Origin of the sequence: Embleya sp. NPDC050493 (assembly GCF_044458105.1) — a bacterium.
Classification (GTDB): Bacteria; Actinomycetota; Actinomycetes; order Streptomycetales; family Streptomycetaceae; genus Embleya.
This window is the reverse complement of record NZ_JBITHP010000022.1, coordinates 34809-51146: the sequence shown is the minus strand read 5'-3', so window position 1 is coordinate 51146 and position 16338 is coordinate 34809. Positions and strand designations below refer to the sequence as shown.

At 68.9% G+C, this 16338-nt stretch carries 13 protein-coding genes, 2 pseudogenes and 2 CRISPR repeat arrays; of the genes and pseudogenes, 7 read left to right on the top strand and 8 right to left on the bottom strand.

Translation table 11 applies throughout. The features are described 5' to 3' along the window. The first annotated feature begins 104 nt into the window (after positions 1-104). Together ACIBM5_RS33140 and ACIBM5_RS33135 are read left to right on the top strand one after the other, a co-directional pair. Positions 105-716 carry a TIGR03086 family metal-binding protein gene (locus ACIBM5_RS33140; protein ID WP_396010320.1) on the top strand — a complete coding sequence of 204 codons (612 nt, stop codon included), beginning with the start codon at positions 105-107 and terminating at the stop codon, positions 714-716. A 125-nt stretch (positions 717-841) separates the two neighbouring features. Next, positions 842-1270 carry an RICIN domain-containing protein gene (locus ACIBM5_RS33135; RefSeq protein ID WP_396010318.1) on the top strand — a complete coding sequence of 143 codons (429 nt, stop codon included), beginning with the start codon at positions 842-844 and terminating at the stop codon, positions 1268-1270. A 57-nt stretch (positions 1271-1327) separates the two neighbouring features. On the opposite strand, the gene ACIBM5_RS33130 is transcribed toward ACIBM5_RS33135, so the two are convergent. From ACIBM5_RS33130 to ACIBM5_RS33115, 4 genes are all read right to left on the bottom strand, one after another. Next, positions 1328-1837 carry an excalibur calcium-binding protein gene (locus ACIBM5_RS33130; protein ID WP_396010317.1) on the bottom strand — a complete coding sequence of 170 codons (510 nt, stop codon included), beginning with the start codon at positions 1835-1837 and terminating at the stop codon, positions 1328-1330. Between the two features lie 744 nt (positions 1838-2581). After that, positions 2582-3844 (bottom strand): cytochrome P450, encoded by a 1263-nt coding sequence (locus ACIBM5_RS33125; RefSeq protein ID WP_396010316.1) that lies wholly within the window; start codon positions 3842-3844, stop codon positions 2582-2584. Positions 3845-4617: 773 nt separating this feature from the next. Continuing rightward, entirely contained in the window at positions 4618-5028 is a 411-nt protein-coding gene (locus ACIBM5_RS33120; protein ID WP_396010315.1) for an SgcJ/EcaC family oxidoreductase, read from the bottom strand. 240 nt (positions 5029-5268) lie between these two features. Next, positions 5269-6249, bottom strand: a complete 981-nt coding sequence (locus ACIBM5_RS33115) for a sigma-70 family RNA polymerase sigma factor (RefSeq protein WP_396010314.1) — start codon at positions 6247-6249, stop codon at positions 5269-5271. A gap of 158 nt (positions 6250-6407) precedes the next feature. Between ACIBM5_RS33115 and ACIBM5_RS33110 the strand changes: the two genes are divergently transcribed. The 4 genes and pseudogenes from ACIBM5_RS33110 (at position 6408) to ACIBM5_RS33095 (ending at position 9051) form a co-directional block, all read left to right on the top strand. Beyond that, complete coding sequence (locus ACIBM5_RS33110; RefSeq protein WP_396010312.1) at positions 6408-6809, top strand: Imm7 family immunity protein; 402 nt, start codon at positions 6408-6410, stop codon at positions 6807-6809. Positions 6810-7008: 199 nt separating this feature from the next. After that, positions 7009-7320 (top strand): hypothetical protein, encoded by a 312-nt coding sequence (locus tag ACIBM5_RS33105; protein ID WP_396010311.1) that lies wholly within the window; start codon positions 7009-7011, stop codon positions 7318-7320. A 434-nt stretch (positions 7321-7754) separates the two neighbouring features. Then, positions 7755-7955: pseudogene (locus ACIBM5_RS33100) on the top strand (response regulator transcription factor); the annotation flags it as partial. Beyond that, entirely contained in the window at positions 7948-9051 is a 1104-nt protein-coding gene (locus ACIBM5_RS33095) for a sensor histidine kinase (RefSeq protein ID WP_396010310.1), read from the top strand. The pseudogene ACIBM5_RS33100 and the gene ACIBM5_RS33095, both read left to right, overlap by 8 nt. A gap of 240 nt (positions 9052-9291) precedes the next feature. Here the strand turns inward: ACIBM5_RS33095 and ctaD are convergent, their stop codons facing one another. Then, positions 9292-11013, bottom strand: a complete 1722-nt coding sequence (gene ctaD, locus ACIBM5_RS33090) for a cytochrome c oxidase subunit I (RefSeq protein ID WP_396010309.1) — start codon at positions 11011-11013, stop codon at positions 9292-9294. A 76-nt stretch (positions 11014-11089) separates the two neighbouring features. Beyond that, entirely contained in the window at positions 11090-11395 is a 306-nt protein-coding gene (locus tag ACIBM5_RS33085; RefSeq protein WP_396010308.1) for a hypothetical protein, read from the bottom strand. 110 nt (positions 11396-11505) lie between these two features. On the opposite strand from ACIBM5_RS33085, the pseudogene ACIBM5_RS33080 reads away from it, so the two are divergent. After that, positions 11506-13137: pseudogene (locus ACIBM5_RS33080) on the top strand (ATP-binding protein); the annotation flags it as partial. Positions 13138-13532: 395 nt separating this feature from the next. Next, a CRISPR array of direct repeats spans positions 13533-13927; the repeat unit is 29 nt; unit sequence CGGCTCACCCCCACCTGCGTGGGGACTTC. Between the two features lie 57 nt (positions 13928-13984). On the opposite strand, the gene ACIBM5_RS33075 reads toward ACIBM5_RS33080, so the two are convergent. Together ACIBM5_RS33075 and ACIBM5_RS33070 are read right to left on the bottom strand one after the other, a co-directional pair. Further along, positions 13985-14434, bottom strand: a complete 450-nt coding sequence (locus ACIBM5_RS33075; RefSeq protein ID WP_396010307.1) for a hypothetical protein — start codon at positions 14432-14434, stop codon at positions 13985-13987. Then, on the bottom strand, positions 14431-15279 hold the full coding sequence (locus tag ACIBM5_RS33070) for an IS5 family transposase (protein ID WP_396010306.1): 849 nt from the start codon (positions 15277-15279) through the stop codon (positions 14431-14433). Before ACIBM5_RS33070 ends, ACIBM5_RS33075 begins: the two co-directional genes overlap by 4 nt. A gap of 108 nt (positions 15280-15387) precedes the next feature. Then, positions 15388-16331: direct repeats of the CRISPR family, unit length 28 nt; unit sequence CGGCTCACCCCCACCTGCGTGGGGACTT. Between the last annotated feature and the right edge of the window lie 7 nt (positions 16332-16338).

Here is a 16338-nt window from a genome sequence, read left to right as displayed (position 1 = left end):
CCGCTGCGCCCTGCCGGCGCAACGCCCGCCGGGCCGGGCCATGGGCAAAAGCGAGGTCCGATTTCCGCCGGCCGTGGGCTACCTTCGCGACCATGCTGGGATGCGTGCTCAACTCAAGCGAGGGACTCATCGACCGATTCGTCCTCGCCGGCCGAGAATTCGAGCGACGCCTGCGAATGGTGCGGCCGGAACAGTGGACGTGGCCCACTCCCTGCAGTGAGTGGGATGTACGTCAACTGGTCAACCACATGACCCGGGGGAACGTCGGCTACGTTCAACTCCTTCACGGCGGTACCGGCGCGGACTTCATTCGCCTCCGCGACGAGGACGCGTCGGGTGCGGATCCGGTCGCCGCGTACATCCGATCGGTGCGCGAATGCGCAGCCGCGTTCGCACTGCCCGGCGCGTTGGAGCGCGTCCTCGACTATCCGCTGGGTCGGGTAAACGGGCAGCAGGCGATCGCCGTGCGAACCACGGACAGCGTGATCCACACGTGGGATCTGGCCCGGGCGATCGGCGTCGACGACGCCCTGGATGCGGGGCTGGTCGGGTGGATCGGCTCCCATCTCGACGAAATCTACGCAGGCCTGGCGGAGACCCCCGTCGCCGCCGAAACGACGCATCGCTTCTTCGCGGCACCCGACGGGGAACCCGCCCGGGACGCATCGCCACAGGACCGACTGTTGCACCGCATGGGCCGAAACCCCGAGTCGTAAAACCCGGGGGTCCACGACCCACGGCACCCTCGTCTCTCCTGGCGGAGTCGCGTCCGCTGCGAGCGCGAGGTGATACGCGCGTGCGTGCTCGACGGTCCCTGCGGGGAGAACACAACGGTCGTCTGGTGGACTTCGATCGTGTCGTCAACACGAACAGCCGCCTGTGCCTGGAAGTCGAGAACTCCTCCACCGCCAATGGTGCTCGTGTCCAGCAATGGTCGCGCGGTTCCCGGCGCGGCGACGACTGGTACCCGGTGCGGCAGACCAACGGCCTCTACAAGATCGTGAACAAGAACAGCGGCAAGTGCCTGGAAGTCCAGAACTCCAACGGCTACAACGGCGCTCGTGTCCAGCAGTGGAGCTGCGTCGGCCAACAAGGCTCGCTTTGGGCGTTCTTCTGGCAGTCCGGCACCCAGTCGTCGGACATCGTCAGCTGGACCAGCAACCGGTGCCTGGAGACCGAGAACTCCTCCAGGTCCAACGGTGCCCGCGCCCAGCTCTGGGATTGTGTCGGACAGCCCGGCATACGCTGGACGTTGCCGTACGACGTGTAACGGCATGACCCGCCGCGACCGGCCGGCCTCGTCCCGACGGGACGAGGCCGGCCGGTGTCATGTCGCCACGGTGGACAGGGGCGTGGCGGTGACATCGACACCGGCGTTGGACCGACGTCGAGCCACGAAGGCCCCGACACCGATCAAAGCACCACCGGCGATCAGGGCTGCTCCCGCCGCCGACCAGGCATCGTCGCCGGCGACGGGCCCAAAGCCCGTGTCCACTCCGCCGGCGGGCGTGCGGCCGGTCACGGCGTCGGCGGCGTCGACGACACCCGCGGGGGCCGGGACGGTCGTGGTGGTCCCGGGCACGGCGGCGGTACCGGGGGTGGTCGCGGTCGACGCGCCGGCGGGGGCCGAGGGTCGGTCCTCGCAGGCCAGGCCGTCGTTGTCGGCGTCCAGCCGTTCGGGGTCCGAGGGGTCGAGGTCGAACGCGGCCTGGGCCAGTTCGCGCGTGGCGAAGTCCGCGCAGTCCCGATCCCCCGGCGCGGCCTGCGCCGAAGAGGCCAACGGCAGCACGGCGAGGGAGGCCAGGACGGCCGCGCAGGCGGCATGACGAATACGCACGACACAACTCCAATACGGAAGGTGATCGAACGGTCACGACGATCATCCGCCGCAGACTGCCCCCACGCCACCGGAGGAGTTGGGCCACCTCGAAGGGCACTGCCCCCGATCACGACCCACTCGAAGGCTCGAACATCAAACACGATCCGGCAGCGAGATAACGCGGCGCCCGGGTGAGCCGGGTGGTTGTCACGGATGTGTCAACTCACTGCACAACGTCATCAATCCGGCGCATCGCCAACACCGAACGCCGCGGCAAAGCACGCCATTTGATCCCGTTGATGGAAGTCTTTGCCCCGACCCCCGACCCCCGTGGGCTTCGACCGCATGTCGGCGATCGACGTCGACATCGTCGTCACCGACGTCCCGGGCAACGTTCACCGACGCGATGTCTGGTGCGTACGCCCACGCCCTGTACCCCCACTGCCCGCCGCCTGACGCCCGACGCTGGACGACGCAGGGGCGCAATGGCGCTCATCGTCCCCCGGGGGGCGCGGCGGTCGGGGGCGGAGGCCAGGCAGAGCCCGCGGATGGGTGATTCGGGTGATTCGAAGGTGATTTCCGCTTCGAAGGCGCCGGTTCGTCGATGGTGGCGGACACGACGCATGGTCGTGGTCGCTGCTCGCTGCGCCCCCTGCTTGCTGTTGCGCAGCGCGATACGCAGGCCCTCGACCCGTTCGGAGCCCCGTTCGCGGTGATCGCCGAGCTCGTGCCGGGCCGATCGGTGCGCCGTGTGTCGGCGGATCACCAGCGCACCGGGAGGGCCTGCAGCTTGAGCACTCGCAGGCCCTCCGACCACGCCAACTCCTCTGCTGGTACTGCTAGTTCGAGGCCCGGTAGACGGCGCAGCACTGTCTCGAATGCGACCCGTAGTTCGAGCCGGGCGAGGTGGACGCCCAGGCAGTGGTGGGGCCCGTGGCCGAACGCGATGTGACTCGGCGGGTCGACGCGGGCGATGTCGAAGGTGTCCGGGTCGGCGAACCTGGCCGGGTCGTGGTTGGCGGCGCCGAACGGGGCGATGACCCCTTCGTGCGGCTTGACCCGGACGCCGCCGATTTCGATCTCGGTGGTGGCGATGCGCGGGGTGCCGCCGGAGCCGGGCGGCACGTACCGCAGGATTTCCTCGACGGCGGCATCCAGGCGTTCGGGTTCGGCGCGCAGCAGCGCGAATTGCTCGGGGTGGGTGAGTAGCGTGTAGAGGCCGCGGGTGAACACGGTGGCGGTGGTCTCGTGGCCGGCGGAGATCAACGCGCGGACGAGTTGCACGAGTTCGTGCTCGCTCAGCCGGTCATCCTGGTCGCGGGCGCCGACCAAGGCGTCCAGGAGGTCCCCCTGACGCTCGTCGTCACCGGCGCCGTTGCCCGTGCCGTTGCCCGTGCCGTCGGCCACGCCGGCGGTTCGTCGTGCCGCGATCAACGCGCCTACGTAGTCGACGTATTCGCGGTGTGCCGCGAGCATCTCCTCGCGCGTCCAGCGAGTCAGCGACAATCCCGTCTCGGTCCAGCGCCGGAAGTCGGCCGCGTCGTCGTCCGGGATCCCGAGCAGTTCGGAGATGATCCGGATGGGCAGCGGAAGCGCGAACCCCTCGTACAGGTCGCCGGTCCGTCCGGGGCCGGCGGCGAAGTCGTCGAGGAGCCGCTCGGCGACCGCCCGCACTCGCGGCTCCCACGTACGGATCCGGCGCGGCGTGAAGGCGCCCTGCACGATCCGCCGGATCCGGGTGTGCTCCGGCGGGTCCATGCCGACGATCATGTCCTTGACGAGCGACGCGTCGAAGCCTTCGGCCAGTCGCGGGGCGCCGGCGCGGGAGAGATCGCGGCTGAACCGCGGGTCATCGAGGACGGTCAGGATGTCCTCGTACCGACTGGCCAGCCATGCACGGTCCCCGGACGGCAGGATCACCGGCACGACGGGGCAACCGGCGCGCAGTTCGCGGAACTCCTCCGGCTGGGTGCCACCGGGCCCGCTCGCGAACGGGAAGTGCAGTACGGCGTCGTCGAGTTCCATCCGTGCCCCCCGTGAAGTTTTCCGCAACACGTTCTCGTTCTCCGTCGAGAATGGTCGAGCCGCAGAGCGGGCACAAGGCCGGCATGGCAACGCGTGCCGGGTGTATGAGCGTTCGACGACCACCCCGGGGCCGGAGACACCGGTGACGCCCGCAAGGCCCGCCACCTACGCGACGCCCGCGAACCCTCCCTCCTTCGCGACGCCCGCAGCGCCCGCAGCGCCCGCAGCGCCCGCAGCGCCCGCAGCGCCCGCGAATCCTCCCCTTCGCGACGCCCGCAACGCCCGCGAACCCTCCCCCTCGCCACGCCCGCCCCTCCGCGTTCCGGGACGAGATGCCTCCGCGGGGATTCCCGGTGGGCTGGACCCTGACCCACGGGACCGAGGTAGCCGCGCCGGAGACAGCGGCGGCCGGCGAGGGCCCGGGCCGGGCCGGGCCAAGTGCAGCGGCGGGTCGGCCCGGGTGGGCCAGGAGAGCCGAGGCTGCTCCGATCCCCCGACGGCCCGGCCGTCGGCCGTCGGCTGGTGGCCGTCGGCTGGTGGCCGTCGGCCAGTGGCCGGTGGCCCATACGTAACACGGATCCGCCCTGCGTATGGTCCACCATGGCTGCGCCCCCGGCCGACCCCGGGCGCGCTGTCTGTCGGTGCAGGTCCGGGCCTGCGCAGGCCCGGGGCCGGCCGGGGGCGTCGGCGTCCGTGTCGGCGCGACGTCGGCGTAGTCGTGCGTCCCACGACACGCCGTCACTGTCGGTTACGAGGGAGGGTTCACCGCCGGTTCACTGCCCGGGCGCCACTACCGGGCTGTTGTGGTAAGCAGCGATCAGCCACCGGTCGTCCCGTTTCTCGAAGACCCAGGTCGCGTTCACCTTGCCGGCGTCCGGAACCTCCGTCTGACCGGGGAACAGGATGCCGGATTCGCTGACGACGATCGCGGCGTCCCTTCCGACGAAGCGCAGGCTGAGCTGCCTGTTGTAGGTCGAGGTGTCCTTGAGTGGCCCGGCGAAGGCCAGCGCCATGTTCTCGCGGATGACCTCACGGCTGTCCCGGAGCGAGCCGGTCATGATGGCGGTCGCGTCCGCGGTGTAGTCGGCGACCATGCCCTCGGCGTCGCCGCCCTCCCACGCCTTGTAGGAGTCAATCAGGACGGCCTGGATGGCGGCCCTGTCCTCAGCACGACTGTCGGACATCGGATCTCCCTTGTGAACGGTCCGCCGGGGGTGTTCCGGCGAACTCGTCACTACATACCGGCGGCGGCGTCGGAACTCATCGCGCCCGCGGGAAAAAGATGTCGAGGCATGCTCGGCCCGGAGAGATTGCCGTACCGCCGCCCCCTCCGAACCGTGTCCTGGCCGCCCGAAGCAGTCCGATCGCGGCTTCCCATGCCGCCTCGTCGGCCGCGGTCGTCATCGGACCCTGCTCGGCGGCGATCAGGAGGTCGCGAGTCCCCCGGCGTCGAGTCGGGCCGGCAAGCCGAAAGACGCGAAGACCTCGGGATCCTGGAACACCGAGTTCCGGCTGATGCCCGCGGCGGTGACGGTGAAGATCTGCAGCGTGTGCAGCTCGTACCCGTCACCGACGCGCCGATAGGCGGCGAAACCGGGCTGCCCATTGGCCGCGACGGGCTGCAGGGACCAGTCCGTACCGGCGACCTCGAAGACCCACTCCATGAACATGCCGTACTTGCCGGGACCGGCGAACCAGTTGAGCATCGGCGGCATCTCCATGATCACGTCCTCGGTGAGCAGCCGCTTGAGACCCTCGACGTCGGCCTGCTCGAACGCCTTCATGTATCGATCGACCCAGGCGCGCTGCTCGGCCGTCGACGGCTCGCCACGAAGCTCCTGTCGACCCCCGACCTCCTTCACCCGGGTACGCGCCCGCTGCAGGGAACTGTTCACCGATACGACGGTGGCGCCGAGGATCTCCGCTGCCTCCGCCGCCGAGAAACCGAGCACGTCACGCAGGATCAGCGCACCCCGCTGACGCGCCGACAGGTACTGCAGAGCGGCGGCGAACGCCAGGCGCAGGCTGCTGCGGTCGATCACGATCCCGGCCGGATCGCCCGCGTCCACCAAGGAATCCGGCAGGGGCTGGAGCCAGGCGAGGTTCTCTCCCGGCACCAGCGGTGCGAGCGGCTCCGACGCGGCCACCAGACCCGACGGCAGCGGTCGGCGGCCGCGGGCCTCCAAGGCGGTCAGGCACACGTTCGTCGCGATCCGGTAGAGCCAGGTACGCAGTGAACTGCGAGTCTCGTCGTACCGCTCCCGCGCCCGCCACGCCCGCAGGTACGTCTCCTGGACCAAGTCCTCGGCGTCGTGGACCGAGCCGAGCATCCGGTAGCAGTACGCCAGCAACTCCGAACGAAACGGTTCGACCAGAGCATCGAAACCCGCAACCTCGGCCGTCACACCCACACCCCTCTGCCTCTGTCACGGGCACGATACCCGCGAGGCGATCACACGCCTCTGCGGCCCGGTCGGGCACCGCATCCAAGTCCCTCGCCCGGGTGCCGCCCGCGAGCCCTTCACTCATGTCCGTTGCGACGAGGACCTGTAGGGTCCGAAAGATGTTCGAATATCACGGGTGGATCAACGTTCAGCCCAGTGCGGGCACCGAGGATGCGGACCACGGCGACGATCGTCTTCGAAGGGTCGCCGAGGGCATCCAGGAACGCATCCGGGAGATCGACAGTCCCTACCTGCTGGATCTGCGCTGGATGAACGGAGAGGTATTCATCCACTTTGGCGGCTTCCCGAACCATCGTGACGCAGCGATCCTGGCGTTCTTCGCCGAGGTCGGCGATCGGGCGCCAGGCTCCTACGGCCTTCTGCATGTGCGGGACGACGAGGACCCCGGCCACGAAAACGAGGTTCGCGTGATCAGGATGGTTCGTGGGCAACTGACCGAGTACTCGGACTCGCTGCTGTCGCCGTGCATCCCGGTGCTCGAAGATCCCTTCCAAGGTTAGGTCCATCGGGGACATCTGGGCGGCGCTCGGCATCACGAAATGCGCGCCAAGGCCGAATCCAAATGTGACAACATGTGCGGCGTGACGACAAACCGAAAGGCCCATGCCGCGTAGACGGCCAGGGCACATCCAAGCCGGCAAGTCCCGCCACAGGGCGCAGGAGACGACGTCTGCCATCGACGGACTGTCGGCACGCACGTTGTCGGAGATCTTCCGGCTCGAGCGCACCCGCAACTACCTGGAGCCGGGAGACGTCGGCTCGGCCGTGCGGCTGTGGAAGGACTACGTCCAGCGCCCCCAGCGCGAACAGTGGCATGACTACGAGTGGGGCAACGTGCACTGGTACTGCTGCGGCAACCCTCTCGTAGCCCGTGCGCTCCTCGACACCGTGACGCAGGCTCTGTCACCTCGCGGTGCCCGCGAACTCCGCCGAATCATCGACAAGTTCGACGCAGTCCGGAACCGCCAGTCTCCGCCCTACGAGATCGGCGAAGGCAAAGCGACCAGCTGAGGGCCTTGTGCGCCGCGGTGGCGCAGGCGCGCGGATGGTGGGGAGGTACCGGCGTCGGCGGTGGCTCCGTCCGGCGCTCTGTGAGATGTTCTCATCGCGGTCGGTGATCGCACGAGATGGGAGAGCGTGAGATGACGGATCCGCTTTCGGTTGCACCGTCCGCGTCGCCCAGCGCATCCCGGCCGGGCCGCGACCATGCCGCGCCGCGCAAAGGCGTACCGGGGCGTACCGCGGCATGGCAGCGGCGTGCCGGATTGCATGCTTTGCATACGTCGGCGATACGCCGCCCTGTTTAGGGTTCGTGGATGTGCGTGCTGATCGTGGAGGACGAGCTCCTGCCGGCCGAAGCCGTCCGTGACGACCTCCGACCGGCAGCGATCGCCGCCGAAGGCGGTGCCATCGGTGGCGACGTCGTCAGTGGCGACGTCATCAGTGGCGACGTCATCAGTGGCAAAGAGCCACCGGAGCGGACCCGGGACGCCAACCCCGACCCCTGCACCGACGCCGTCCGCATCGCCGTCACCGCCCTGCACGAACGACTCGGCGAACCTTGGCTGATTGCCACAACGCCCGGCGTCGGCCACCGAATCGACACCGGCATGGACACCACCCACCCTGGCGGCACTCATGAATAGACGCCCAAGGCTCAGCGCCCGACTGAAACTCACCCTCAGCTACGCCGGATTCCTCCTCGTCGCCGGCGTGCTCCTGCTGGCCGTGGTCTGGGTGTTCATGCTGCGCTGGGTACGAGACGACGACGCCCCAAGCCTCCAGAAGAAGTTCGGAGGCGTGATCATCGTCGGACCCGGCCGCTCCGACCTCCTGCGCGGCTTCGTCCCCGCCGCGGCCACGGCACTGGCCTGCCTCCTCGTGGTCGGCCTCCTGGGAGGATGGATCCTCGCCGGCCGAATGCTCGCACCCCTCACCCGGATCGCATCCGCGGCACGGCTGGCCGCGAACGGATCACTGTCCCACCGGATCCGCCTGCAAGGCCCCCGAGACGAATTCCGCGAACTCGCCGACGTGTTCGACATCATGCTCGAACAACTGGAGAACCACGTCGCCGAACAGCAAAGGTTCGCCGCGAACGCCTCCCACGAACTGCGCACCCCGCTGGCAATCTCCCGGACGCTCCTCGACGCCGCCCGCAACGACCCCACGCCGGACCAGGGCAAAGTCATCGAACGCCTCCACACTGTCAACACGCGGGCGATCGACCTCACCGAGGCGCTCCTGTTGCTCAGCCGCGCCGACCACGGGAGCTTCACCCGCGAGCCCGTCGACCTCTCCCTCATCGTCGAAGAAGCCGCCGAAACACTGCTTCCGCTCGCCGAAAAGCGCCGGATCACGCTCGACGTCACCGGCGAGACAACACAGACCGTCGGCTCTGCGGCGCTGCTCCTGCGGATGGTGACGAACCTCGTCCAGAACGCCGTCGTCCACAACCTCCCCGCCGACGGCACCGTCACGATCCACACCGAGTCGCAGCACGGCGCAAGCGTGTTGCGGGTCGAGAACACGGGCCATTCGCTCCCATCGGAACTGGTACCGACCCTCACCGAACCCTTTCAACGCGGAACAGGACGCGTACGCGCCGACGAGCAGGCGGGCGTCGGCCTCGGGCTGGCCATCGTGCACAGCATCGTCCGAGCACACGACGGGACCCTCGACCTCACCCCCCGCCCCACCGGCGGTCTCCTCGTCACGATCCGACTTCCACGGGGAGGGTAGGACGTTCGGCTCCGGCGTGCGGCTCTGGCATTCGGCTCCGGTTTGCGTCCGGTGCTGAAGCGCCGCACGAACTCCTCCGCACCACGAAGCCGCCGGCGCGCCCGAGCAGACGGCCGGCGGGTTCGTGGACCCGCAACTCCTCGTCCGCCGTCCGCCGTCCTCCGCCCGCCGTCCTCCGTCCGCCGTGCGGCGAGCGGCGAGCGGCGAGCGGCGAGCGGTCGGGCTGATCGCTCGTTGTCGCTACTTCCCCATCTTGTCGGGGTTGACGTCCAGGACGCCCTCGATGCCGCGTTGGGTCTCGTAGTCCAGGACGGCAATCTCGGGGTGGTGCAGGTCGAAGGCCGGTGATTCGGAACGGATCCTGGGCAGCCTGGTGAAGTTGTGGCGGGGCGGCGGGCAGGTGGTCGCCCACTCCAGTGAGCGTCCGTAGCCCCAGGGGTCGTCCACGACCACCTCGCGTCCGAACCTGTGCGTCTTCCAGACGTTGTAGAGGAAGGGCAGGGTGGACAGGCCGAGGAGGAGGGCGCCGAGGGTGGAGATCGTGTTGAGCGTGGTGAAGCCGTCGGAGTCGAGGTAGTCCGCGTACCGGCGGGGCATGCCTTCGGCGCCGAGCCAGTGTTGGACGAGGAAGGTGGTGTGGAAGCCGACGAACAGCGTCCAGAAGTGGATCTTCCCGAGTCGCTCGTCCAACATTTTGCCGGTGAACTTGGGCCACCAGAAGTGGAATCCGGCGAACATGGCGAACACGACGGTGCCGAAGACGACGTAGTGGAAGTGGGCCACGACGAAGTACGAGTCGGTCACGTGGAAGTCGAGGGGCGGCGAGGCGAGGATGACGCCGGTGAGGCCGCCGAACAGGAACGTGACCAGGAAGCCGATCGACCACAGCATGGGCGTCTCGAACGACAGGGACCCGTGCCACATGGTGCCGATCCAGTTGAAGAACTTCACACCCGTGGGGACGGCGATGAGGAACGTCATGAAGGAGAAGAACGGCAGCATCACGGCGCCGGTGGGGAACATGTGGTGGGCCCAGACGGTGACCGACAGGCCGGCGATGGCGATGGTGGCGGCGATCAGGCCCTTGTAGCCGAAGACGGGATTGCGGGAGAAAACCGGGAGGATCTCGGTGACGATGCCGAAGAACGGCAGCGCGATGATGTAGACCTCGGGATGGCCGAAGAACCAGAACAGGTGCTGCCACAACAGGGCGCCGCCGTTGGCCGGGTCGAAGACGTGGGTGCCGAACTTGCGGTCGGCCTCCAACGCGAACAGGGCCGCCGCCAAAACCGGGAAGGCCATGATCACCAGGACCGAGGTCAACAGCACGTTCCAGCAGAAGATCGGCAGCCGGAACATCGTCAGCCCGGGCGCGCGCATGCACACGATCGTGGTGATGAAGTTGACCGCGCCCACGATGGTGCCGAATCCGGACATGGCCAGTCCCATGATCCACATGTCGCCGCCGACGGAGGGCGAGCGCACTACTCCGCTGAGCGGGGTGTACGCGAACCAGCCGAAGTCGGCCGCTCCCTGCGGCGTGAGGAAACCGGCGACCGCAATCAGCGAGCCGAAGAGGTAGAGCCAGTACGCGAGCATGTTCAGGCGTGGGAACGCCACATCGGGCGCGCCGATCTGGAGCGGCATGATCCAGTTCGTGAACCCGGCGAACAGGGGCGTTGCGAACATCAGCAGCATGATCGCGCCGTGCATGGTGAATGCCTGGTTGTACTGCTCGTTCGTGAGCAACTGGTTGCCCGGGCGCGCCAACTCCGCCCGCATCGCCAGCGCGAGCACGCCGCCGAACAGGAAGAAGAGGAACGAGGTCGTCAGGTACAGGGTGCCGATGGTCTTGTGATCGGTGGTGGTCAGCCACTTCACCACGATCGCGCCGCGACGAGAAGAGCGCGGAACCACGGTGCGGGGCCCGGAAGGCGACACCGGGGCCTGGACGTCGGTCATGCACGCTCCACGGAAGAGTCGGAAAGAAGGAGCCGCGTCGAGACGGTCGACCGGCGCACCGGAGGGGGGACGCCGATCACGGGCGACAGCGATGACTGCGTACGATCCACGCCGTCATAAGCAGTGCTCCCAGTACGGCGAGCGATGCGACCGGAGCGAGAACCACTGGGTGCGCCAACCTCGTCACCGCCACTACGCCACATGCGAACGACACCGGAATCAGGATCGCGGCGCCCGCGATCACGCGCAGCCGGCGTTCCGACAGCGGAGCGGCGAAGGCCTGCGGCGATCGACGCGACACCGCGTCGAGCCGCAACTCGGCCTCGATGGCGGACCACGCCCGCCGCTCGTCCTCACTCAGGAACCGTGCGTCCACAGCCATCCCCTCACGGCACCGCGACAACACGTCGCGGCGAACGCGCACCCCGTTCCCCTACCCCACCGATCCATGCACCACCAGGCGACGTTCAGCCGAACGGCTCCCCCGCCGGCATGCCGTGGGACATCGGACACGGTCCGGCGCCGACGGGGCGGCTGGCCGCTGCGCTTCTCTTCGTTACTCGTCGTCTCGTCGTTCTCGTCGTCTCGTCGTTCTCGTCGTCTCGTCGTTCTTGTCGTCTCGTCGTTCTTGTGGTGTCTCTTCGTGTCTCGTCGGTTCTCTTCGTTCTCCTCGTGGACCGGTTGGTCACAGCCGGAGACGCGCTCCCAGAAGGCCTGGATCGCCGGGGCGGCGTTCGTGGTGGGGGCCGGGGGCAGTGCGGATCGTGCGGCCCGGCACCACGTCGGACCGGCCCGGCCGCTCGCGAGGAAGCCGGGGCATTGGGGCGCGGATGGGCCGAGCCCACCTGGCCCGCCTGGAACGCATCCGCGAACTCCTCGCCGGCCGCGAGAGTGGACCTGGACGCGACGCCCGGATGCGGACATCGGGCTTTGAACGCCCGATCTCCCCCCGAGCTGGCGTTGTTGTCCAAGCGTCTCGAGCGGGTCGCAACCACCGGTGCCGGAGCCGCGCTCGCGCTGCGCGGTCAGCGGCAGGTCGGCAAGTCGCGCCTGGTCCAGGAGTTCTGCGACGCGGCCGGGGCGCCGTACATGTTCTTCACCGCCACCAAGGGCGCTTCGCCGGTCGAGGCGGTTGCGGACTTCCTGACCGACTGGCGGAATCGTCGCTGCCGGGAGACTCCGAGCTGGTCCCGTCGGGCGGCGCGGGCAGTTGGCCCGACGCCTTCCGGTCCTTGGCCGCCGTCCTGCCCCGATCGGCCCACCATCGTGGTGATCGACGAACTCCCCTGGCTCGCAGAGCAGGACGACCTCTTCGACGGAGCGTTGCAGACCGCATGGGACCGCCTGCTGTCCAAGCGCCCGGTGCTCCTGCTGCTCCTGGGCAGCGATCTCCACATGATGGAGCGGCTGACCGCGTACGACCGGCCGTTCTACGGTCGCGCGGACAACCTGGTTCTCGGCCCGCTCAACCCGGCCGAGACCGCGGACGCACTCGGGCTCGAAGCCGCCGACGCCATCGACGCGCACCTGGTCTGCGGCGGCCTGCCCGGCATCCTGCGCGCTTGGCCCCACGGCACCCCCGCGCTCTCGTTCCTCCGGGCTGAGTGCGCGGACCCGGCCTCTCCGATCTTCGGCGTCCCCGAGTCCTCGCTACTGGCCGAATTCCCCGCCCCGGACCAGACACGGCGCGTACTGGAGGCCGTCGGCGGCGGCAACCGCACCCATGCGAACATCGCGGCAACCGCCGGCGGCAGGAGCGGCGCCATCCCATCCGGCTCGCTGTCCCCCGTACTGCGCCGCCTCGTCGAGGAGAAACGCGTCCTCGCGACGGACGAACCGATCTCCACCCAACCGGGCAAACCAGCGCTGTATCGGATCCATGACAGCAACCTGCGGCTGTACCTCGCCGTCCTGCGCGGAGCGCAGGAGCAGGTGCGACGCGGCCGGCCGGAAGCCGCGTACCGGCTCGTAGAGCGCCGCTGGGCAGCGTGGCGCGGCCGTGCCGTCGAACCACTGGTGCGCGAGGCGCTCGAACTCGCCGCCGGCGACGGCCGGTTGCCGTGGGACGACATCGAGGCGGTCGGCGGCTGGTGGAACCGCCGCTTCGATCCCGAGGTAGACATCGTGGGCGCGGACCGGGCACCCGTCGCCCGCCACATCCGTCTGGTCGGCTCCATCAAATGGCTGTCAAGCCCATTCGACCGCCACGACATGGCCGACCTCGCCGCAGCCGCTCCGCAGGTCCCCGGCTTCACCCTCGGCTCGACCGCCCTGGCCGTGGTCTCCCTGTCCGGAATCGCCTCCGACGTCCCGACCGAACCGCTCGACCTCCGCTGGGGCCCGCCGACCTCATCACGGCCTGGCGTCGATAGCCGAAGCCCCCTCGAACTCCGAAGCCACCCACCGACAGCAGCCGCACCCAAGCCCAGTTTTCACACCGCACCCCAGCGGAGGCGGGCAAAAGGCCATCCCGACTCCCCCAAGCCTCGAACCCAACCCCATTCCGCCCTGCAGACGGCCGGCTCACCCCCACCTGCGTGGGGACTTCTTGCGCACGACCGTGCCGGCCACCTTCGTTGCCGGCTCACCCCCACCTGCGTGGGAACTTCACCGCCAGATCAAGGATTGGCCCCCGCCTCCGCGGCTCACCCCCACCTGCGTGGGGACTTCCTCGCCGCCCAATCCCCGGCCATTCCGATCCACGGCTCACCCCCACCTGCGTGGGGACTTCGTCCAGGCCGGAGTAGGCCCGCCAGTCGACGTCGGCTCACCCCCACCTGCGTGGGGACTTCGTGGTCAGGGTGTCGATGAGCCGGCTGGACAGCGGCTCACCCCCACCTGCGTGGGGACTTCGTAGCACACCAGGTCTCCGGGTTGAGCAGCTGCGGCTCACCCCCACCTGCGTGGGGACTTCGGTATCGATTTGGATTTGTTGGTTTCTGAGAGGACGGTTCGTGAATTGATGTCCGTTTCAGGGTGAGGCTGGAGCGGGGCTGGTGGTTGCGGGGTCTGTCGGCTGCTGCTTCGTGGTGAAGCTGCCGGTGTCGACTTCGGTGAGAAGGTCGAGCTTGACCAGGCGTTTCAGCTTGGCGCGGGTGCCTTCGATGTTCTTCGGGAGGGGTTGGTGGTCGAGTGCTTCGCAGACGTCTCGGGCTCGCAGTGGGCCGTCGGCGTCGTTGCAGACGTTGAGGATGCGGGGGTAGTCCGGGTGGTCGGGCAGGTCGGGTGAGGCGCTCTGTGTGGGGATCCGGTCGGCGAGGGCGGTGACGGTCCTGCGGGTGATCGCGAGGTGTTCGAGGTGGGTCTCGGCGTCCCTCAGTCGGCTCTGCAAGTGTGTGATCCGGGTGCGTAATTCGTCGGCGAGTGCGTGGGCGGCGTCCTCCTGGAGGCCGAGTGCGTCGAGCAGGGGCTCGATGTTCACGCTGCCACCGCCTGCGGTTCGCGCCAGGTGGGGGTGTTCGTGCCGGTGAGGCGGCGGGCCATGACGTGGGTCATCGCCCAGTGGACGCGGGAGGCGGAGGAGGCGGGGCGGTGCTCGTAGTCGCGGACCAGGCGCCGGTGCAGTATCAGGATCGCGTAGGTCTGCTCGACCCTCCAGCGCTTGGGCAGCGGGACGAACCCCTTCTGCTGCGGGTTGCGTTCGACGATCTCGACGTCGATGCCCAGGCCGGCGCCGTGCGCAACGACCCGGTTCTTGAAGCCCTGGTCCACCAGCGCCGTGCGGACGGTGCCGCCGGTGTGCTCGGCGACCCGGTCCAGCAGGGCGATACCTGCGGCGTTGTCGTGGGTGTTGGCGGCGACGACGACCACGGCGATCACCAGGCCGAGGACGTCCACGGCCAGTCCGCGTTTGCGACCCGACACCCGCTTGGCCGGATCGAGGCCGGTGGTCGCGGTGGGGACCCCGGCGGCGGCGTGGACACTCTGGGTGTCCAGGATCACCAGGGTCGGGTCCTCTAATCGGCGGGCCCTCTCGCGGACCTGGCAGCGCAGCAGTTCGTGGACGACCTGGTCGGTTCCGTCGTCCCGCCAGGCGGCGAAGTAGTAGTACGTCGCGCTCTTCTGCGGCAGGTCGTGCGGGAGGTAGGCCCACTGGCAGCCGGTCCGGCCCTGGTGGAGGATCGCGTTCACGATCTCCCGCATCGCATAGGCGCCCTCGTGGCCGCTGACCGAGCGGTGCCGGCCCTTCCACGCGGTGATCACCGGCTCGATCAGAGCCCACTGCTCGTCCGACAAGTCACTCGGGTACGGCTTGCGTTCACTCACATCATCACACCAACAGATCAGCAGCCGGGGGCCGACGGATTCCGCCGCCGTCCACACCATCAGGTGACGACAGAACCCATCAAAGACTCACAGACCGCCCTCTGAGGTCGGCTCACCCCCACCTGCGTGGGGACTTCACCGGGTACGCCGAGATCGGGACCAACGCCGGCGGCTCACCCCCACCTGCGTGGGGACTTCGGCGAGTGGATCACGAACGAACGGGAGAGCGACGGCTCACCCCCACCTGCGTGGGGACTTCGACCGGGCGACGCTTGGCGTCCACGTCGCCTGCGGCTCACCCCCACCTGCGTGGGGACTTCCGGCCGAGTGCGCGCACCATGCGCCCACAAACCGGCTCACCCCCACCTGCGTGGGGACTTCGTGGGCTGTGCGCCCGGCTGGGTGCCATAGACCGGCTCACCCCCACCTGCGTGGGGACTTCGTCCGGGTCCCACCGGCCAAGTCCACAACCGACGGCTCACCCCCACCTGCGTGGGGACTTCGCCTGACGGTTGATCACTGGTCAAGCGGCCTGCGGCTCACCCCCACCTGCGTGGGGACTTCGTATGCCCGCGGTGCGACAACGCGGGCGTGATCGGCTCACCCCCACCTGCGTGGGGACTTCTCGCGCTCGCGCCGGTCGGTCTCGGTCGTCATCGGCTCACCCCCACCTGCGTGGGGACTTCTCGCGCTCGCGCCGGTCGGTCTCGGTCGTCATCGGCTCACCCCCACCTGCGTGGGGACTTCTGGTTGTACACCGGGTCGGACAGCACCACGCGCGGCTCACCCCCACCTGCGTGGGGACTTCACGCGGTGAACCGGTCTTGGTAGTCGGCGAGGCGGCTCACCCCCACCTGCGTGGGGACTTCTCGGCCCACCCCTTCACCTTGTCCCTCTTGCCCGGCTCACCCCCACCTGCGTGGGGACTTTGACTCGATCGAAGGCGCCGTGCGCTACCGCGACGGCTCACCCCCACCTGCGTGGGGACTTCTCGGCCCACCCCTTCACCTTGTCCCTCTTGCCCGGCTCACCCCCACCTGCGTGGGGACTTTGACTCGA

Coding starts and splice junctions, on each gene's coding strand:
- ACIBM5_RS33120 (WP_396010315.1), bottom strand. CDS start 5,028: ATGTCCGACAGTCGTGCTGAGGACAGGGCCGCCATCCAGGCCGTCCTG.
- ctaD (WP_396010309.1), bottom strand. CDS start 11,013: ATGACCGACGTCCAGGCCCCGGTGTCGCCTTCCGGGCCCCGCACCGTG.
- ACIBM5_RS33110 (WP_396010312.1), top strand. CDS start 6,408: ATGTTCGAATATCACGGGTGGATCAACGTTCAGCCCAGTGCGGGCACC.
- ACIBM5_RS33125 (WP_396010316.1), bottom strand. CDS start 3,844: ATGGAACTCGACGACGCCGTACTGCACTTCCCGTTCGCGAGCGGGCCC.
- ACIBM5_RS33095 (WP_396010310.1), top strand. CDS start 7,948: ATGAATAGACGCCCAAGGCTCAGCGCCCGACTGAAACTCACCCTCAGC.
- ACIBM5_RS33085 (WP_396010308.1), bottom strand. CDS start 11,395: ATGGCTGTGGACGCACGGTTCCTGAGTGAGGACGAGCGGCGGGCGTGG.